General features: G+C 66.0%; 14 protein-coding genes. 4 read left to right on the forward strand and 10 right to left on the reverse strand.

Annotation, left to right across the window (positions count from 1 at the left end):
* Positions 1-13 precede the first annotated feature (13 nt).
* Genes GGR73_RS06785 through GGR73_RS06795 form a run of 3 tightly spaced genes read left to right on the forward strand, consistent with a single transcriptional unit; the run spans position 14 to position 3176 of the window.
* Positions 14-892, forward strand: coding sequence for an HlyC/CorC family transporter (locus GGR73_RS06785; RefSeq protein ID WP_024939270.1), 879 nt, complete (start codon positions 14-16; stop codon positions 890-892).
* Entirely contained in the window at positions 889-2160 is a 1272-nt protein-coding gene (locus GGR73_RS06790; RefSeq protein ID WP_184456134.1) for a lipoprotein N-acyltransferase Lnb domain-containing protein, read from the forward strand. The genes GGR73_RS06785 and GGR73_RS06790 overlap by 4 nt, the downstream gene beginning before the upstream one ends.
* A gap of 14 nt (positions 2161-2174) precedes the next feature.
* On the forward strand, positions 2175-3176 hold the full coding sequence (locus tag GGR73_RS06795) for a magnesium and cobalt transport protein CorA (protein ID WP_184456136.1): 1002 nt from the start codon (positions 2175-2177) through the stop codon (positions 3174-3176).
* A 178-nt stretch (positions 3177-3354) separates the two neighbouring features.
* Here the strand turns inward: GGR73_RS06795 and GGR73_RS06800 are convergent, their stop codons facing one another.
* Positions 3355-4719, reverse strand: a complete 1365-nt coding sequence (locus tag GGR73_RS06800) for an NAD-dependent succinate-semialdehyde dehydrogenase (protein ID WP_166770903.1) — start codon at positions 4717-4719, stop codon at positions 3355-3357.
* 270 nt (positions 4720-4989) lie between these two features.
* On the opposite strand from GGR73_RS06800, the gene GGR73_RS06805 reads away from it, so the two are divergent.
* Complete coding sequence (locus tag GGR73_RS06805; protein WP_054592748.1) at positions 4990-5412, forward strand: hypothetical protein; 423 nt, start codon at positions 4990-4992, stop codon at positions 5410-5412.
* 156 nt (positions 5413-5568) lie between these two features.
* Here GGR73_RS06805 and GGR73_RS06810 read toward each other — a convergent pair whose 3' ends face one another.
* From GGR73_RS06810 to GGR73_RS06850, 9 genes are all read right to left on the reverse strand, one after another.
* Complete coding sequence (locus tag GGR73_RS06810) at positions 5569-6417, reverse strand: ABC transporter permease subunit (protein WP_184456138.1); 849 nt, start codon at positions 6415-6417, stop codon at positions 5569-5571.
* Positions 6414-7322 carry an ABC transporter permease subunit gene (locus GGR73_RS06815; RefSeq protein WP_184456140.1) on the reverse strand — a complete coding sequence of 303 codons (909 nt, stop codon included), beginning with the start codon at positions 7320-7322 and terminating at the stop codon, positions 6414-6416. Before GGR73_RS06815 ends, GGR73_RS06810 begins: the two co-directional genes overlap by 4 nt.
* Positions 7319-8449, reverse strand: a complete 1131-nt coding sequence (locus GGR73_RS06820; RefSeq protein ID WP_184456142.1) for a polyamine ABC transporter ATP-binding protein — start codon at positions 8447-8449, stop codon at positions 7319-7321. The genes GGR73_RS06815 and GGR73_RS06820 overlap by 4 nt, the downstream gene beginning before the upstream one ends.
* A 251-nt stretch (positions 8450-8700) precedes the next feature.
* Positions 8701-10191, reverse strand: coding sequence for an efflux transporter outer membrane subunit (locus tag GGR73_RS06825; protein ID WP_039526823.1), 1491 nt, complete (start codon positions 10189-10191; stop codon positions 8701-8703).
* 4 nt (positions 10192-10195) lie between these two features.
* A complete protein-coding gene (locus GGR73_RS06830) occupies positions 10196-11782 on the reverse strand; it encodes an MDR family MFS transporter (protein ID WP_024940507.1) in 1587 nt (528 codons plus the stop codon).
* Positions 11779-12981 (reverse strand): HlyD family secretion protein, encoded by a 1203-nt coding sequence (locus GGR73_RS06835; RefSeq protein ID WP_184456144.1) that lies wholly within the window; start codon positions 12979-12981, stop codon positions 11779-11781. The genes GGR73_RS06830 and GGR73_RS06835 overlap by 4 nt, the downstream gene beginning before the upstream one ends.
* A gap of 196 nt (positions 12982-13177) precedes the next feature.
* Entirely contained in the window at positions 13178-14293 is a 1116-nt protein-coding gene (locus GGR73_RS06840; protein WP_024940509.1) for a polyamine ABC transporter substrate-binding protein, read from the reverse strand.
* A 209-nt stretch (positions 14294-14502) separates the two neighbouring features.
* Positions 14503-15879, reverse strand: coding sequence for an aspartate aminotransferase family protein (locus GGR73_RS06845; RefSeq protein ID WP_184456146.1), 1377 nt, complete (start codon positions 15877-15879; stop codon positions 14503-14505).
* A 200-nt stretch (positions 15880-16079) separates the two neighbouring features.
* Positions 16080-17465, reverse strand: a complete 1386-nt coding sequence (locus GGR73_RS06850; RefSeq protein ID WP_184456148.1) for a glutamine synthetase family protein — start codon at positions 17463-17465, stop codon at positions 16080-16082.
* Position 17466: the final 1 nt, after the last annotated feature.

Consider the following 17466-nt stretch of genomic DNA (forward strand, 5'->3'; position numbering starts at 1 on the left):
GTCCCACGTCACGATGTCCGAAGACGACAGTAGCCAATCCCAAGAAACACCCGAAAAACGCCGTAGCTGGCTCGAGCGCCTGAGCGCTGCCTTCTCTGGCGAACCCCATACCCGCGACGAACTGGTCGCGCTGCTGCGGACCGCCGAACAGGATGGTCTCATCGCTGCAGACACCTTGCGCATGATGGAAGGCGCAATCTCCGTGTCCGAGCTCACCGTGGGCGATGTGATGATCTCGCGCTCGCAGATGGTCTCGCTGCCGGTGGAGGCGCGCTTTATCGACCTGATGAAGCAGGTGGTGGAATCCGGCCATTCGCGCTTCCCGGTGCACGGCGAGAACAAGGACGAAGTGCTCGGCATCCTGCTGGCCAAGGACTTGTTGCGCGGCGTGGTCGCCGACAACGGCCCCGGCAACGTGCGCGAACTGCTGCGCCCGGCGGTGCTGATCCCCGAGTCCAAGAAGCTCAACGTGCTGCTCAAGGAATTCCGGCTGTCGCGCAACCACATGGCGATCGTGGTGGACGAGTACGGCGGCGTCGCCGGGCTGGTCACCATCGAAGACGTGCTGGAGCAGATCGTCGGCCAGATTGACGATGAGCACGACGATGCCGAAGACGAGAATTCGCTGATCGCGATCCAGGCCGACGGCCGCTATGTGGTCGATGCGCTGACGCCGATCGAAGACTTCAACGAGCGCTTTGGTGCCGACTTCCCCGATGACGAGTACGACACCGTCGGCGGCCTGGTCACCGATGCGATCGGCCACCTGCCGGAAACCGGCGAAGAGCTGACGCTGGGGCGCTTTGCCTTCCGTGTGGCCAAGGCCGATGCGCGACGCGTGCACGCCTTCCACGTGACCATTCTGCCGCCAGACCCGCAGGACGACGCTTGAACCGTTGGTACCGCGTGAGTGCTGCAGCGCCAAGCCGCGGCAGCATCCGGCGCTGGGCGGCAGCGTGTCTGCTGCTGTTGCTGGCGTGGTTGGTGGCACCTGCCGCCATGGCCCAGGCCACCGGGCAGGCGCCAGCCCAGCCCAATGTGCCGGCACCGCGGGTCGGCGTGGTCACCATGCAGCCGGGCGAGGTGTTCTTCGAGCGCTTCGGCCACGATGCCATCGTGGTGGTCGATCCCGTCACCGGGCAGGCCACCTCGTACAACTTTGGCTTCTTCGACCCCGGCGAGCCGGATTTCGTCCCCCGCTTTGCGCGCGGCGAGATGATGTATTACCTGGTCGCGTTGCCGCTGGAAGAAGACCTGCAGCAGTACCGTGCGGTCGGCCGCGGCGTCAGCATCCAGTGGCTGGACCTGCCACCGGACCAGGCGCGCGCGCTGGCTGACGGGCTGGCCATCCGCAGCCAGCCCGAGAACGCGCGCTACCACTACGATTACTTCGTGGCCAACTGCGCCACCATGGTCCGCGACACGCTGGACCGCGCCATGGGTGGCGCGTTGAAATCGCAACTGGCCGGGCGCTCGCGCGGCAATACCTTCCGCAGCGAAGCGGTGCGCCTGGCCTCCCCTGCCCCGTGGATGTGGCTGGGCTTCGACCTGGGCCTGGGGCCGTATGCGGACCGCCCGCTGTCGCGCTGGGAAGAAGCCTTCGTGCCGATGCGCCTGGCCGACAGCCTGACCCAGGTGCACAACAGCGCCGGCCGCCCGTTGGTGCAGTCCACCCAGGTCTTGCTGCCGCATCGCATCGCACCGGAGCCGGCGGAACAGCAGCGCCACTGGTGGCCATGGCTGCTGACCGGGCTGATCGTCGCTGCCGGCGTGCTGGCACTCGGTCGCCGGCAACGCGTGCTGGCCGCCCTGGCCCTGCCGTACTGGCTGCTGTGCGCGATCGGCGGCGGCTTGCTGGTGTATCTGTGGGGCTTCACCGCGCATCAGTCGGCCTGGGCCAATCGCAACCTGTTGCTGGTCAACCCGCTGTGCGTGCTGCTGTTGATCGGCGGCATCGCCGTGCTGCGCGGGCGCCGGCCCGGGCGCTGGTTCGATGTGCTGCGCTGGGTGGTGGCCGCCGCGGCACTGCTGGCACTGCTGATCCACTGGCTGTCGTTCCAGGCGCAGGACAACCTGCAGTGGGTGCTGCTGCTGTTGCCGATCCATGCCGCGCTCGCCATCGCGTTGCGGCGGCGTGACTTGTCCGTCCGCACGCGCTGATCCAGGATGCGCCCATGAACCACCACGGCCGCCATCCGGACAACCCCTCCTGCGTCATCACCTGCGCCTATTACGACGGCCAGGGCCAGCGCCACGACATCAGCCTGGAGCAGATCAGCGACGTGCTGCAGCGCCCGGATGGCTTTGTCTGGGTCGGCCTGTACGAGCCGCAGGAGTCGGTGCTGCACAAACTGCAGGATGAGTTCGGCCTGCACGATCTGGCCATCGAGGATGCGCTCAAGGCGCACCAACGTCCCAAGGCCGAGAGCTACGGCAATTCCTTGTTCGTGGTGGTCAACACCGCACAACTGGTCAACGAGCGCATCCGCTACGGCGAGACGCACGCGTTTCTGGGCGCGCGCTTTCTGTTGACGGTGCGCCATGGCGCATCGCTGTCGTACACGCCGGTGCGGCACCGGGTCGAACGCGAACCGGCGATGCTGCGCATGGGCGCCTCGTTCTGCCTGTATGGCGTGCTCGACTTCGTGGTCGACAACTACCTGCCGATCATGGACGAGTTCCGCGACACGCTGGAAGGCCTGGAAAAGGACATCTTCGCCGACAACTACAAGCGCGAAACCGTGGTGCGCCTGTACGAGCTCAAGCGCGAACTCAACAAGATGCGGTTGGTCGTGGCGCCATTGCAGGACGTGCTCTCGCACCTCAAGCGCAACCCCGGCTCGCTGATCCACGACGAGGTCGGCATCTACCTGCGCGACGTGCTCGACCATGCCGTGCGCATCAACGACGCCATCGACACCTTGCGCGAAATGCTGGGTACCGCGCTGAGCGTCAACCTGTCGATGGTGACCCTGGCCCAGGGCGAAACCGTCAAACGCCTGGGCGCCTGGGCCGCCCTGCTGGCCGCGCCCACCCTGATCACCAGCTGGTACGGCATGAACTTCACCCACATGCCCGAACTGGACAAACCTTACGCCTACCCACTGCTGGTAGCCGGCGTGGTCGCCTCGTGCCTGGTGCTGTATCGCCTGTTCAAGCGAGCGCGGTGGCTTTAGGCCGCTTTGCGGCTGGGATTTGGGAGTGGGGATTGGGGATTGGTTGGAGCAGGACGAGTGACTTCTGCTCGCTTGCTGCACTTACCCTCATCCGCTCTTCGGGTACCTTCTCCCGAGGGGGAGAAGGAAGGCTGCCTGATTTTATGAATCCCCAATCCCGAATCCCCAATCCCCGCACTCAAGCCACATAGATCGTCTTGATGTTCATGAACTCGTGGATGCCGTGCTCGGCCAGCTCGCGGCCGAAGCCCGAGCGCTTGATGCCACCGAACGGTAGCCGCACGTCACTCTTGACCACCGAATTGACGAACGCCGCGCCGCACTGCAATTGCTGCGCGACGCGCTCGCCGCGCTTGGCATCGGAGGTCCACACGCTGCCGCCCAGGCCAAAGCTGGTGTCGTTGGCCACGCGTACTGCTTCTGCTTCATCCCGCACGCGAATGACCGACGCGACCGGGCCGAAAAACTCCTCCTCGTAGGCCGGCATGCCCGGGGCGACATGATCGAGGATGGTGGCCGGATAGCCTGCATGCGAACCGGGTACCGGTTCGCCGCCCAGCAGCACCTTGGCACCCTTTTCCACACTGTGTTGCACCTGCTTGTGCAGCTCGTCGCGCAGATCCGCGCGGGCCATCGGCGCCAGCGTGGTGCCCTCCTGTTGCGGGTCGCCGAGCACGCGCTGGGAGGCAGCGGCAACGAAGCGTTCGATGAAGCGATCGGCGATGGCGTCCACCACGATGAAGCGCTTGGCGGCGATGCAGGTCTGCCCGCTGTTGTCGAACCGCGACTGCACGGCGGAGGCGACGGTGTGCTCTAGGTCGGCGTCTTCCAGCACCACGAACGCATCGCTGCCGCCGAGTTCCATCACGCACTTCTTCAACTGATCGCCCGCATTTGCAGCCAGCGAACGTCCGGCGCGCTCGCTGCCGGTCAGCGTCACTGCGGCAATGCGATCGTCACGCAACACGTCTGCAGCCTGGTCATTGTCGATATGCAGCACATCGAACACGCCGGGCGGAATACCGGCGGCATCCAGCACCTCCTTCATCGCATCGGCGCAGCGCGGCACATTGCTGGCGTGCTTGAGCAGCGCCACATTGCCGGCCATCAGACCCGGGGCGAGGAAACGGAACGCCTGCCACAGCGGAAAATTCCATGGCATCACCGCAAACACGCAGCCCAGTGGCTCGTAGCGCACATAGCTGGACTGCGCCTCGGTCGGGATATCGCGCGGTGCCAGGTAGTCGGCTGCATGTTCGGCGTAATAGGCGCAGCCCTGCGCGCACTTGTCCACCTCGGCCAGCGCCTCGTGGCGCAGCTTGCCCATCTCGGCGGTCATGATGCGCTGCAGGTCGTCGCGCCGCCGGGTCAGCTCTTCGCCGACCCGGCGCAGCAGTGCGCCGCGCTCGGCCAGCGGCAGCGCCGCCCACTGCGGAAACGCCTTGGCGGAAGCAGCCAGACGCGTCTCGATGGCGGCGGCGTCCAGGGTGTGCTGGGTATGTTCGACTTGGCCAGTGGCCGGGTTGACGGTGTCGTAGGACATGACGGTCTCCTGTTACAGGCCCGCCATGCTAGTCGCCGGCAAGTTGCAGCCGCGTCACAACTGCAGCAAATCGCTGCAACGCTGTGTTTACCCACGCCGCGACGCAATGCCGCACCTCGATCGCACCGCTCGCGGATCACTGGCAACCGGAACAACGCTCCCAGCCACGCGAACGAAAGCGTCCCTGCCCTGTCCCGACCGTCCCACCGCACAAAAATGCTCTAGCATTCGGCACTTGGCAGCTTCATCCATTCACGGAAGACCACCACGATGCGCCGGGATCTCATTGTTCTAGTTGTACTTGGCATCGGCGCCTGCCTGCCGGGATGCGCCGTCCTGCAGGACATGCTGCACGGCCCGCGTCCCGGCCCGAACGGATTTGTCACCGTGAGCTGCACCAACACGCTGCCCAATCCCAGCCAACCCTGCGAGGAACAGGCACTGCGGGCCTGCTCGGAGACTGCCATCCGCCAATTCGTTACCGCGCACTCGTCGCCGAACATGGTCACGATCTATCCGAGCAAGCAGAAATCCAAGGACGACGGCGACAAGAACGGCAAGAACAGGGACAAGGATCGCGCCGACGAACAACCCAAGGTCGAGCAACAGGGCTACGACATCAGCGCCGAGTATCAGTGCTACCTGACCAAGCCGCAGCCCTGGGACAGCGGGTACACGCCTCCGGCCAGGTAACAGCGGCCCAACCAACTGCCGTGCCCGGCGTCCGGTGGCCGAATCAGGCGTCCGCAATCGGCGTGCAGCCATCGTGGATGTCTGTGGCGTCGGCGTTCGCAGCCGTCTGGCCGCCGCTGGTGGCGATGCATTCGCCCCCCCCATGTTGGTGCCTGCTCAGGAAGCAGCTTGCAGCGCCAGTTGCGCATCGCGCTGGCGGCGTCTTTCGCCACGCGCCAGCAGCCACCAGCCGATCACTGCGGCGATCGACACCGCCAGCACCATCAGCGTGGCAAGTGCGTTGATCTTGGGGCTGATGCCCAGCCGCACCGACGCAAACACCTTGATCGGCAAGGTGGTCGAACTGGGCCCGGCCAGAAAGCTGGCGATCACCACGTCGTCCAGCGACAGCGAGAATGCGAGCAGCCAGCCCGATACCAATGCCGGAGCGATGATCGGCAAGGTGATCAGGAAGAACACCTTCAGCGGTGTCGCGCCCAGATCCATCGCCGCCTCTTCCAGCGAGCGATCCAGTTCCTGCAGGCGCGAGGAAATCACCACCGTGACGAACGAGACGGTGAAGGTGACATGCGCCGCCCAGATTGCCACCGCGCCACGCGGTGCGATCCCGAGGACACCGCCCATCGAAACCAGCAACAACAGGATCGACAGGCCGATGATCACTTCCGGCATCACCAGCGGTGCGGTGATCAATGCACCGAACAGGGTCTTGCCGGGAAAACGCCGCATGCGCACCATCGCCAGCGCCGCCATCGTCCCCAGCACCGTCGATGCACAGGCGGTCCAGAACGCGACTTGCAGGCTGACCCAGGCCGCCTCCAGCAACTGGCGATCGCGCAGCAATTCGCCGTACCAACGCGTGGAAAAGCCGCCCCACACCATCGCCAGGCGCGAGGCGTTGAACGAGTAGACCATCAGCAACAGGATCGGCAGATACAGAAAGCCGAAGCCCAGCGCGAGCACGCCAGCGCCCAGCAGGCGCGTGCCGGGAGAGGCGCGCATCATGTCAGCCGCCCTTCCAGCTCGCGCTGCTGATAACGGTGGAACAGCACGATCGGCACCAGCAACAGCAGCAACATCACCGTAGCCACCGCCGCGGCCACCGGCCAGTCGCGATTATTGAAGAACTCGCCCCACAGCACGCGGCCGATCATCAAGGTGTCCGGCCCGCCCAGCATTTCCGGAATCACGAATTCGCCCACCGCCGGGATCATCACCAGCATGCAGCCGGCAACGATGCCGTTGCGCGACAGCGGCAAGGTGATGCGCACGAAGGCCTGCCACGGCCGCGCGCCCAGATCGTAGGCGGCTTCGAGCAATCGCTGGTCGTGCTTGACCAGATTGGCGTACAACGGCAACACCATGAACGGCAGATAGCAGTAAACGATGCCGATGTAGGCGGCCAGCGGCGTGTACAGCAACTGCAAGGGCTGGCGGATCACTCCCAGCGCCAGCAGCGCCTGATTGAGCAGGCCGTTGCCGTCGAGGATGCCGATCCAGGCGTAGACGCGGATCAGGAACGAGGTCCATGACGGCAGCACCACCAGCATCATCGCCACATTGCGCGTGGCCAGCGGCAGACGCGCAATGACATAGGCCATCGGGTAGCCGATCAACAGCGCAAACACGGTCGACAGCGCGGCGATCCTGATCGAACTCGCATACGCCGCCAGGTACTGGCTGTCGCGCAGCATGACCAGATAATTGCCCAGATGCAGCTTGACGCTCACCGCCCCATCGGCCGCAACGGCGAACAGCGGCGTGTACGGCGGCATCGCGGTGGCGCGCTCGGCGAAGGAGATCTTCAGCACGATCAGGAACGGGATCGCAAAGAACACCAGCAGCCACAGATACGGTGCGGCGATCACACCCCAGCGCGCGCCCGGCAATGCGCGGATCAGGCGACTCATGCGGTGAGTACCACGCCGTCGTCCTCGCCCCAGTTCAGCCAGACGGTGTCGCCCCAGGTCAGCGCTTCGCTGGCCCAACGCTGACGGTTGGCGAAGTTGGCCATCAGCGTGAAACCGCCGGGCAGGCGCACGTGATAGACCGAATGGCTACCGAAATAGGCGATGTCCTCGATCACGCCCTGCGCCTTGTTGCAGGCCTGGGCCGGTTCGTCCTTGCCGATGAGGAGTTTTTCCGGGCGCAGCGCGAACGCCACTGCCTGCCCTTCGAAACCGGTGATGCCGTGGCCGATCCGGATATTGGCGTCGAAGGCCGGCGCCTTCAGGCCGACGTAGTCGGGTTTGTCCTCGACGATCACCGCGTCGATCAGATTGACCGAGCCGATGAAGTCGGCAGCGAACCGGTTGGCCGGTTGTTCGTAGATTTCGTCCGGGGTGCCGACCTGCTGGATCCAGCCCTGGTCCATCAACGCGATGCGGGTGGCCATGCTCATGGCCTCCTCCTGATCATGAGTGACCATGACGCAGGTGACGCCGGAGGTCTCGATGATGTTGACCAGTTCCAGCTGCATCTGCGCGCGCAGCTTCTTGTCCAGCGCGCCCATCGGTTCGTCCAGCAGCAGCAGCTTGGGCCGCTTGGCCAGCGAGCGCGCCAACGCCACACGTTGCTGCTGCCCGCCGGACAATTGATGCGGCTTGCGCCTGGCCAGGTTGCCAAGCTGCACAAGCTCCAGCATTTCGCCCACGCGCGCCGCGATCGCCGGCTTGGAAAGCGCCTCCTGCTTCAGCCCAAAGGCGATGTTCTGTTCCACGCTCATGTGCGGAAACAGCGCATACGACTGGAACATCATGTTGATCGGGCGCTCGTACGGCGGCAAACCGTCGATCGGCTGGCCATCGAGCACGATGCGGCCTTTGGTCGGCCGCTCGAAGCCGGCCAGGCAGCGCAGCAGGGTGGACTTGCCGCTGCCCGAGCCGCCCAGCAGCGCGAAGATCTCGCCCTTGCGGATCTGCAGGCTGACATCATCGACCGCGACGACGCCATCGAATTCCTTGCGGACCTCGTTGATGCTCAGATAGGCGTTGTCGCCAGGGGAAAGCGGCGCCACTGCGGCCTCGGTAACTGCCATGGATCCTCTCGATTGCGAAGCGTGGCCCGGCACCGACTGTGCACCTCAGGACGCCGGCGCCGCCAGTGCTTGGTGCGACATCAGCGCTCGTCCATTTGCGTCCAGGCGTCTCGCCTGCAGCGAGCCGACGACGAACTGCTACATCTGGTGACCGCCTGCCGGCGCGGGCGCTGCAGCAACACGGTGTCTGCAACGGCAGAGCGACACCCTAGCGCGACCGGAGCGCCGACGCCCGCCGCGACGGCTATCGATCAGCGTGGCTCCGGCACCGGCGCGCTCCAGCCCAGACCCAGGCTCTTCTGCAGCGCGACGTAGTTCACCAGCAACTGTACCTGTGCCTGTGCGGCGGCGTCCTGCGCGGACAGCTGCTGGCGCTGCACGTCGAGCAGATCGATCGACGAGGTGGCACCGGCATCGCGCCGTTGCTGCATCAAGCCGGCCGAACGCGTGGCCGAGGCTTCGGCCTGCCGCGCCACCACCAGCTGCTTGCGCGCCGAGCCGAAGCGCGCCAATGCCGAATTGGCATCCTGCAACGCAGCCAGCACCGCGCCCTCGTACGCCGCCTCGCGCCCGGCGTTGCCGGCACGCGCCTGCTCCACCTGTGCCTTGGTGCGGCCGAAGTCGAAGATCGACCAGCGCAGCATCGGCACCGCCAGCGTGGTCAAGGCATCGGAATTGAAATCGCTGGGCGAGCCGGCGACCCAGCTCAGGCCGCCCAGCAGGCTCACCTGCGGAAAATACCCGTTCAACGCCTCGCCGATCTGCGCGCTGGAGGCAGCCAGTTCGCGCTCGGCCTTGCGCACATCGGGGCGGCGACGGATCAGGGCGCCGGCATCGTCCACGCGCACCTGGGTGGGCAGCATCGGCAATGGCTGCGGCGCGCTCAACTGCGCGTCCAGCGCGCCGGGCTCGCGCCCCACCATCAGCGCCAGTTGATCCAGCGCTTCCTGCGACTGCATTTCCAGCGGCAGGCGCTGCGCCTGTTGCTGCTGCACTTGCGTGGCGATCTGTTCGACCTGCAGGTCCGAGGCCGCGCCGCGCTCGCGGCGCTGCTGGGTCAGGCGCAGGGTCTGCCCGATCTTGTCCAGGTTCGCATCGGCGATCGCCAGCCGCGCCTGCAAGCCGCGGTAGTTGAGGTACACCTGCCCCACTTCGGCTGCCAGCTGCACCTGCGCATCGGCCAGCTCGGCCTCCGAGGCCTGCGCCTGTGCCAGCGCGCCTTCGGCGGCGCGACGGCGGCGGCCGAAGAAATCCAGTTCCCAGCTGGCGTCGAAACCGGCGCTGTAGATCTGGGTCTTTTCCAGATCCAGCGCCTCGCTACCCTGTGCCGGTGGCTGGCCGTTCTGGCCGTTCTGCAAGCCGCCCAGCGTATCGACGATGGTCTGCGGCGGCTCGGCATACGCATACACCGCGCTGGCGTTGAGCTTGGGCAGACGTTCGGCACGGCGCTGGCTGGCCAGTGCACGGTTGGCACGCAGCCGCGCCTGCGCCGCACGCAGGTTGGGACTGTCGGCCAGGGCCTGGGTGACCAGCTGGGTGAGGGTCGGGTCCTGCAGTTGCTCCCACCAATGATTCAATGGCGCGGCAGCGACCACGTCGGCGCCAGCAGCGCGATGCAGGGCCGGCGCCTGCACCGCCGTGTCGGCCACTGCCGGGGGCTTGGTGTAGTTGGGGCCGAGCATGCAGCCGCCGAGCAAAACCACGCTCAACGCCGCAGCCAGGGGCATGCGGATCAGGCGCATGGAATCAGTGCATTGCAAGGTGCGCCCCCTTGGGTAACGGCTTGAGCAAAAAGGCCAGCGGAATCGTGCAGACCACGATCACGCCGAAGATCCAGAACAGATCGCTATAGGTCATCACCAGGGCCTGCTGCTGCACCAGGCGCGCCAGCTGCGCGACCGAGCGAATGGCCGCCTCGCCGCCGGCACTGCCCTGCATCTGCGCAGTCAGCCCGGAAAGAAAGTCCTGCGCGCGCGAGGAATTGGCGGTGATTGCGCTGCCGATGGTTTCGGTATGGAAGGTCATGCGGCGCTCCTGGAAGGTGGAGATCAGCGCAAGCCCCACCGAGCCGCCCAGGTTGCGGCCGGCGTTGAACAGGCCCGACGCATCGCCGGCCAGTTCGGGCGGCACAGATGAAATGGCCGCCTGGTTCAACGACATCATCGCCAGCGCCAGGCCGCAGCCCTGCAACAACTGGCCGGCGACAAAATGCATGCCCACGGTGTCGGCGGTCAGCGACAGATTGGCGAAGCAGGCCGCGGCAAAGCAGATCAGCCCGGCGATCACCAGGATGCGCACGTCCACCACCTCCAGCAGCTTGGGCATCATCGGCATCAACAGCACGGTCGGCAGGCCTGACAGCAGCAGCACGTAGCCGGCCTGCTCGGTGTTGTAGCCGGAGATCACCGCCAGGAACTGAGGAATCATGTACATGACGCCGAACAGGATCATGCCCACCGCCATGATCATGACGAACACCGCGCCGAAACTGCGATGCAGCAGCAGCGACAGGTGGATCACCGGCGGCCGCTTGCGGAACTGGCCCACGACCAGTGCAGCGAATCCGCTGAGCGCGATCACGCTCAGCGCGTTGATCTCGCTGGATTCGAACCAGCGCTCGCGCTGGCCCTCTTCCAGCACCACGGTGAGCCCGCCCAGGCCGGCGGTCAGGCCGTAGATGCCCAGCCAGTCGGCATTGAGCAGGCCGGCCCAGTCGCCTTTTTCATGCTTGAGGCCAAGCAGCAGCAAGGCCACCAGGCCGACGCAGATCGGCACGTTGATGAAGAAGGCGTAGTGCCAGCTGACGTTCTCGGTGAGCCAGCCGCCGAGCAGCGGGCCGATCACCGGGCCCATGATCACGGTCATGCCGAACAGCGCGGTGCCCATCGTTTGTTGGCTCGGCGGCAGCCGGGTCGCAACGATGGTCAGCGCGGTCGGAATCAGCGCACCGCCGGCCAGGCCCTGCCCCACACGGCCGATGATCATCATCGTCAACGAGGTCGACAGCCCGCACACCACCGAAAACGCGGTGAACATCAGCGCGCAGATCAGCAGGAAGTTGCGCAGGCCCAGCGTGCGCACGAACCAGCCGGTCAGCGGGATCATGATGATCTCGGCAACCAGGTACGCGGTGGAGATCCAGGTGCCTTCGGTGCCGCTGGCGCCGACCTCGCCCTGGATGGTGGGCAGCGCCGCGTTGACGATGGAGATGTCCAGCGTCGCCATGAACGAGCCGATGGTGCCGGCCAGCACCGCCAGCCAGGCGCCCGGCTCGGCCTTCTCGCGTTGCGCGCTGCCGCCGGCACGCGGGCCGGTGGCTGCCGTTGCATTCATCGCGCGCGCTCCTGCGCCTGCACGCGATCGGATTCCTCCTCGGCCCGTTGCTTGGCGTCCTTGGCCGAGCGCGTGTCCACGGTGACCTCGACCGACATGCCCGGCACCAGCACCTTGCGCGCCTCGTCGCCGGCCAGCACGCGGATGCGCACCGGCACGCGCTGCACCACCTTGGTGAAGTTGCCGGTGGCATTTTCCGGCGGCAGCAATGCGAACTGCGAGCCGGTGCCCGGCGACAGGCTCTCGACCTTGCCGTGCAGCTTGACGCCCGACAAGGCATCGACCTCGATCTCGGCCGGCTGGCCGGGACGCATCAGGCCGACCTGGGTTTCCTTGAAATTGGCGATCAGGTACAGCGATTCCTGCGGCACGATGGTCATGGTGCGGGTGCCGGCCCCGAGGAACTGGCCGACCTGCACGGTCTTGTCGCCGACACGGCCGTGGATGCGGCTGGTCAGCAAGGTGTCTTCCACCGCCACGCGGGCCTGGTCGGCATCGGCGCTGGCCTGCTTGAGGCCGGCCTGGGCCTGCTCCAGCTGCGCGTTGCTGGCCAGGATCTGGCTCTGCGCGCCCTTGGCCTGCGCCTGCGCGGCCTGGTACTGGGCGCGTGCACGTTGCAGCTCGTGCTGCAGGCTTTCCTGGTGCTCGTGGGTGTCGGCGCCGGAGGCGGCCAACGGGGCGAAGCGCTTCACTTCGGCTTGGGCGAAGGTCAGACTTGCCGCTGCCGAGGTGACCTGGCTACGCGCCTGCACCAGCGCTGACTCCTGCCCGGACACGTTGGCCGTGGCCGCGGCGATATCGGCCTGGCGCGCGGCGATCGCGGCTTCGGCCTGCTGCAGGTTCGCCTGGTAGGTGCGGTCGTCGATCTGCAGCAGCGGCTGGCCGGCTTCCACGATCTGGTTGTCGCCCACCATCACCTTGGTCACGTAGCCGCTGACCCGCGGCGCCACGGCCACCGAGTCGGCCTGCAGGTAGGCATTGTTGGTGTCCTGCATGTAGCGGCCCTTGACCAGGTAATAGGCCAGCCAGATCACCAGCAGCACCACCACCAGCACCCCGACCACGATCAGCGTCCATTTGACCTTTGGGTTCTTCAACGGCGAGGGCTTGGGCGGCTCCTGCTCGTTGTGCGCGCCGGTGCCTTGCGCATCCGTGCCCGAAGGCTGGCCGTCGTTGGACTGCTGGTCGTGGTTGCTCAAGGTGAGGCGTCCTGTGTCGTGGGCGAGGCGCGCGCGACGACGTACCGCATCAGCGGTCCGGCGAAGGCGGCGCAACCATACAATTATTTGAACCGCCCGGTACAGATTGCGTGACGACCGCAGTCAGCGCGCGCTCGGACTTGCAGGCGCACGCCTGGCAAGCGCTCTTACAAAACTGGAAGAGCGACTGCGACGGTCAGCGACCGGTCTTGATCTCGGTCCACAGCCGCGTATACAGCCGGTCCACCTCCGGCGGATTGATCGCATAGGTGAACATCTTGGCGGTCACCTCCGGCGGCGGGTAGATGGTGGGGTCGTTGCGGATCGCCGCGTCCACCAGCGGCGTGGCGGTGCGTACCGGGTTGGCGTAGTGGATGAAGTTGCTGTTGGCCGCGGCCACGTCCGGCTTCAACAGATAATTGATGAAGGCGTAGGCGTTGTCGGGGTGCTTGGCGTCCTTGGGAATGGCCAGCATGTCGAACCACTGCGGCGCGCCTTCCTTGGGGATCGCATAGGCCACCTTGATGCCGTTGCCGGCTTCCACCGCGCGGTCGCGCGCCTGGATGATGTCGCCCGACCAGCCCACCGCCAGGCAGGTGTTGCCGTTGGCCAGCGAGCTCACGTACTGGCTGGAATGAAAGTTCTGCACGTACGGGCGGATCGTCTTGATCAGCGCGGCAGCCTGCTCGATCTCGGCCGGCACGCTGCTGTGCGGATCCAGGCCCAGATAATTGAGCGCGATCGGAATCAGGTCCGAGGGCGTGTCCAGCAGGGTCACGCCACAGTCCTTCAACCTGGACAGGTTTTCCGGCTTGAACACCAGGTCCCAGCTGTTGGCGACCTCGGTGTTGCCGAAGATCGCCTTGAGCTTGTCCACGTTGTAGCCGATGCCGGTGGTGCCGATCATGTACGGCACGCCATAGGCGTTGCCCGGGTCCTGCGCGGCAATGCGCCGCATGATGTCCGGGTCCAGATTGGCCAGATTGGGGATCTTGGCCTTGTCCAGCGGCAGGAACACGCCGGCCTGGATCTGCCGGCCGAAGAAGTTCAGCGTGGGCACCACCACGTCGTAATCGCTGCCACCGGCGAGCAGCTTGGTTTCCACCATCTCGTCGCTGTCGAACACGTCGTAGGTGACCTTGATGCCGGTGCTCTTCTCGAACGCGGGAATGGTGTCTTCGGCGATGTAGTCCGAGTAGTTGTAGACGTTGAGCACCTTGGCCCGCGCCTCGGCACCGCCGGGTGCATTGCTGCCACCGCAGGCGGCCAGCAAGGTGGTGGACAGCGTCAGGGCGAGCAGTCGCAGCGTCATGCGGGTCTCCAGGGCAGCGCGATCAGGGCGGGCCGGGATGCGGCCGGTCGAAGGGCCAGCCTACCCATGGTGGTTGTGTTTGCACAGCGCGGCGTGGCGGAAACCAACCGTGCGCACCCGCTGGCCGGCGCGGCCGGTGCCGCAAGCGCCTCTGCCGGCCGCCCTGGCGGGTGTGCGCGACCGGCAAAGCTTGACGTGCGCCGGCCGGCTTAGGCGGCAACGATGCCTAGCGCCTGCGCAGTATCGTCCAGCGCCGCCCAGGCCTTGTCGAACAGCTCATCGACCTGTTCGCAGGTGATGATCAACGGCGGCGACAGCAGCATCGCATCGTAGGTGGCACGCAGGATCAGCCCGCGCCGCAGCGCGAAATCGCGGCACAGCGCACCGACCCGACCGCGTTCGGGGAAATAGACCCCGCGCCGGCGCTTGTCCGGCACCAGTTCCAGAGCCCCGACCAGGCCGGCGATACGCGCCTCGCCGACCAGCCGGTGCTCGCCCAGCTCGGCCCAGCGTTGTGCCAGATACGGCGCGATCCGGGTACGCGCAGTGTCCACGATGCCTTCGTCCTGCAGCAGGCGCAGGTTCTCCAGCGCCACCGCCGCGCAGACCGGATGCCCCGCATAGGTGCCGCCGTGCGCGAGCTCGCCGCCCTGCGCCTTGAGCACGCCGGCCACGCGATCGTTGAACATCGCCGCCGCCAACGGGATATAGCCGGAGGTGATGCCCTTGGCCAGCGTCATCACGTCGGGCTGGAAGCCGAAATAATCCGCACCGAACCAGGCACCGGTACGCCCGAACCCGCAGATCACCTCGTCGGCCACCAGCAGCACGTCGTAGCGCTTGCAGATGCGCTCGATTTCCGGCCAGTAGCTGCGCGGCGGGATGTACACCCCGATCGCACCCATGATCGGTTCACCGATGAAGGCCGCCACGTGTTGCGGCCCGAGTTGCAGGATCCGGTCTTCCAGCCGACGCGCCGCCAGCAGCCCGTACTCGTCCGGGTCCATCTCCCCGCCATCGCCGAAGTGATACGGCGGCGCGATGTGGTGGATATCCGGAATCGGCAGGCCACCCTGCCTGTGCATGCCGCGCATGCCGCCCAGGCTGGCGCCGGCCATGGTGGTGCCGTGATAGCCGTCATGACGGCCGATGAAGATGCGTTTTTCCGGCTGCCCCTGCACCGCCCAGAAATGCCGCACCAGCCGCAGGATGGTGTCGTTGGCCTCCGACCCGGAATTGGCGAAGAACGCATGGTTCAGATCGCCCGGCGTCAGCTCCGCCAGCTTGGCGGCCAGATGGATGGTGGGCTCGGTGGTGCACTGGAAAAAGCTGTTGTAGTACGCCAGCTGTTCCATCTGCCGCGCCGCCGCCTGTGCCAGCTCCTTGCGCCCGTAGCCGACATTCACGCACCACAAGCCGCCGAACGCATCCAGCAACTTGTTGCCCTGCGCGTCCCAGACATACACGCCCTCGCCGCGGGTCAGGATGCGCGTACCCTTTTCGGCCAGTGCCGCGTTGTCGTTGAACGGATGCAGGTGATGGGCGGCATCGAGCTGCTGCAAGGTTTCCAACACAGTAGGGTGCACGGCTTGCTCCGGAAGTGGCTCACGCCAGTGGCGCGAATGCAGTGGCGTTACGAAAGGCAGCTGGCGCAAAACGCATCGGACGCCTGCAGTGCACGTGGGCCTGGACCATGGCCAGACGACCTGCCCTCATCCGCCCTTCGGGCACCTTCTCCCGAGGGGAGACGGGAGCGGCGCGGCACGCTGCGCCGAGCGCAGACGCTTCACACATTCAACAACAGGAACTCCCGCTCCCACGAACTGATCACGCGGAAGAACGTCTCGTACTCTTTGCGCTTGACCGAGATGTAGGCGCGCACGAAGCGCCGCCCCAGCATCTCCTGCAAGGCCTCGCAGCCCTCCAGTCCGTCCAGCGCCTCGCCCAGCGAGCGCGGCAGATCGTAGCCCTGCTGCTTGCCGTTGCTGCTGATCGGCGCGGTCGGTTCGAGCTTCTCGCGGATGCCGAGCAACCCGCAGGCCAGGGTCGCCGCCATCGCCAGGTACGGATTGGCGTCGGAGCCGGCAAAGCGGCTTTCCACCCGCATGTTCTGCGGCACATCGATCGGCACCCGCAGCCCGCAGGTGCGATTGTCGAAACCCCACAGCACATTGCTCGGCGACACCTCGCCGAACATCAGCCGCCGGTAGGAATTGACGTTGGGCGCCAGCAGCCCCATCGCCATCGGAATGTATTTCTGCAGGCCACCAAGATAGTGCGCAAAGGTGTCGCTGAAGCCGCCTTCGCGTTTGCCGCTGAACACGTTCTTGCCGGTGCCGGCATGCAGCAGGCTCTGATGGATATGCATCGCACTGCCCGGCTCGGTCTCCATCGGCTTGGCCAGAAACGTCGCATACACGCCATGCCGCAGCGCGGCCTCGCGCATGGTGCGCTTGAACAGGAACACCTGATCGGCGCGCGAGAGCGCATCGGCGTGGGTGAAGTTGACCTCCAGCTGCGCGGCGCCGGATTCGTGGATCAGCGTATCCACGTCCAGTTCCATCGCATCGCAGTAGTCGTACATCAGGTCCAGGATGGGGTCGAACTCGTTGACCGCATCGATCGAATACGACTGCCGCGCAGTCTCCGGCCGACCCGAGCGCCCGGCCGGCGGCAACAACGGAAAGTCCGGGTCGGTGTTCTTCTGCACCAGGAAGAATTCCAGCTCCGGCGCCACCACCGGTTGCAGCTTGGCTTCGGCAAAGGCGTCCAGCACGCGCCGCAGCACATTGCGCGGGGCAAGCTCATGCGGCTGGCCGTCCTTGGTGTAGCAATCGTGGATGACCTGCGCAGTGGGATCGGCCGCCCACGGCACCATGCGCACGGTGGATGCATCCGGGCGCAGATGCATGTCCGAATCCGATGGCGAGGTCAGCTCGTAGTAATCGTCAGGGAAATCGCCGGTGACGGTGGTGGCGAAGATGCCTTCCGGCAGCCGGGTGCCGTAGTCGTGCGAAAACTTGTCCGCCGGAATGATCTTGCCGCGTGCGTTGCCGGTGATGTCCGGCACCAAGCACTCGACCTCGGTGATGTGGCGGTCCTTGAGCCAGCGGCGCAGCGCGCTCTCGGGCTGCTTGGGCGTGGATGTGCGCGAACGGGTGCGGATCGACATG

The sequence above is a fragment of the Xanthomonas sp. F14 genome, from assembly GCF_014199865.1.

Excerpts from the sequence above, each read along its gene's own strand:
- GGR73_RS06785 (WP_024939270.1), top strand. The coding sequence starts at position 14 with ATGTCCGAAGACGACAGTAGCCAATCCCAAGAAACACCCGAAAAACGC.
- GGR73_RS06795 (WP_184456136.1), top strand. The coding sequence starts at position 2,175 with ATGAACCACCACGGCCGCCATCCGGACAACCCCTCCTGCGTCATCACC.
- GGR73_RS06800 (WP_166770903.1), bottom strand. The coding sequence starts at position 4,719 with ATGTCCTACGACACCGTCAACCCGGCCACTGGCCAAGTCGAACATACC.
- GGR73_RS06805 (WP_054592748.1), top strand. The coding sequence starts at position 4,990 with ATGCGCCGGGATCTCATTGTTCTAGTTGTACTTGGCATCGGCGCCTGC.
- GGR73_RS06810 (WP_184456138.1), bottom strand. The coding sequence starts at position 6,417 with ATGATGCGCGCCTCTCCCGGCACGCGCCTGCTGGGCGCTGGCGTGCTC.
- GGR73_RS06815 (WP_184456140.1), bottom strand. The coding sequence starts at position 7,322 with ATGAGTCGCCTGATCCGCGCATTGCCGGGCGCGCGCTGGGGTGTGATC.
- GGR73_RS06820 (WP_184456142.1), bottom strand. The coding sequence starts at position 8,449 with ATGGCAGTTACCGAGGCCGCAGTGGCGCCGCTTTCCCCTGGCGACAAC.
- GGR73_RS06825 (WP_039526823.1), bottom strand. The coding sequence starts at position 10,191 with ATGCGCCTGATCCGCATGCCCCTGGCTGCGGCGTTGAGCGTGGTTTTG.
- GGR73_RS06830 (WP_024940507.1), bottom strand. The coding sequence starts at position 11,782 with ATGAATGCAACGGCAGCCACCGGCCCGCGTGCCGGCGGCAGCGCGCAA.
- GGR73_RS06840 (WP_024940509.1), bottom strand. The coding sequence starts at position 14,293 with ATGACGCTGCGACTGCTCGCCCTGACGCTGTCCACCACCTTGCTGGCC.
- GGR73_RS06850 (WP_184456148.1), bottom strand. The coding sequence starts at position 17,465 with ATGTCGATCCGCACCCGTTCGCGCACATCCACGCCCAAGCAGCCCGAG.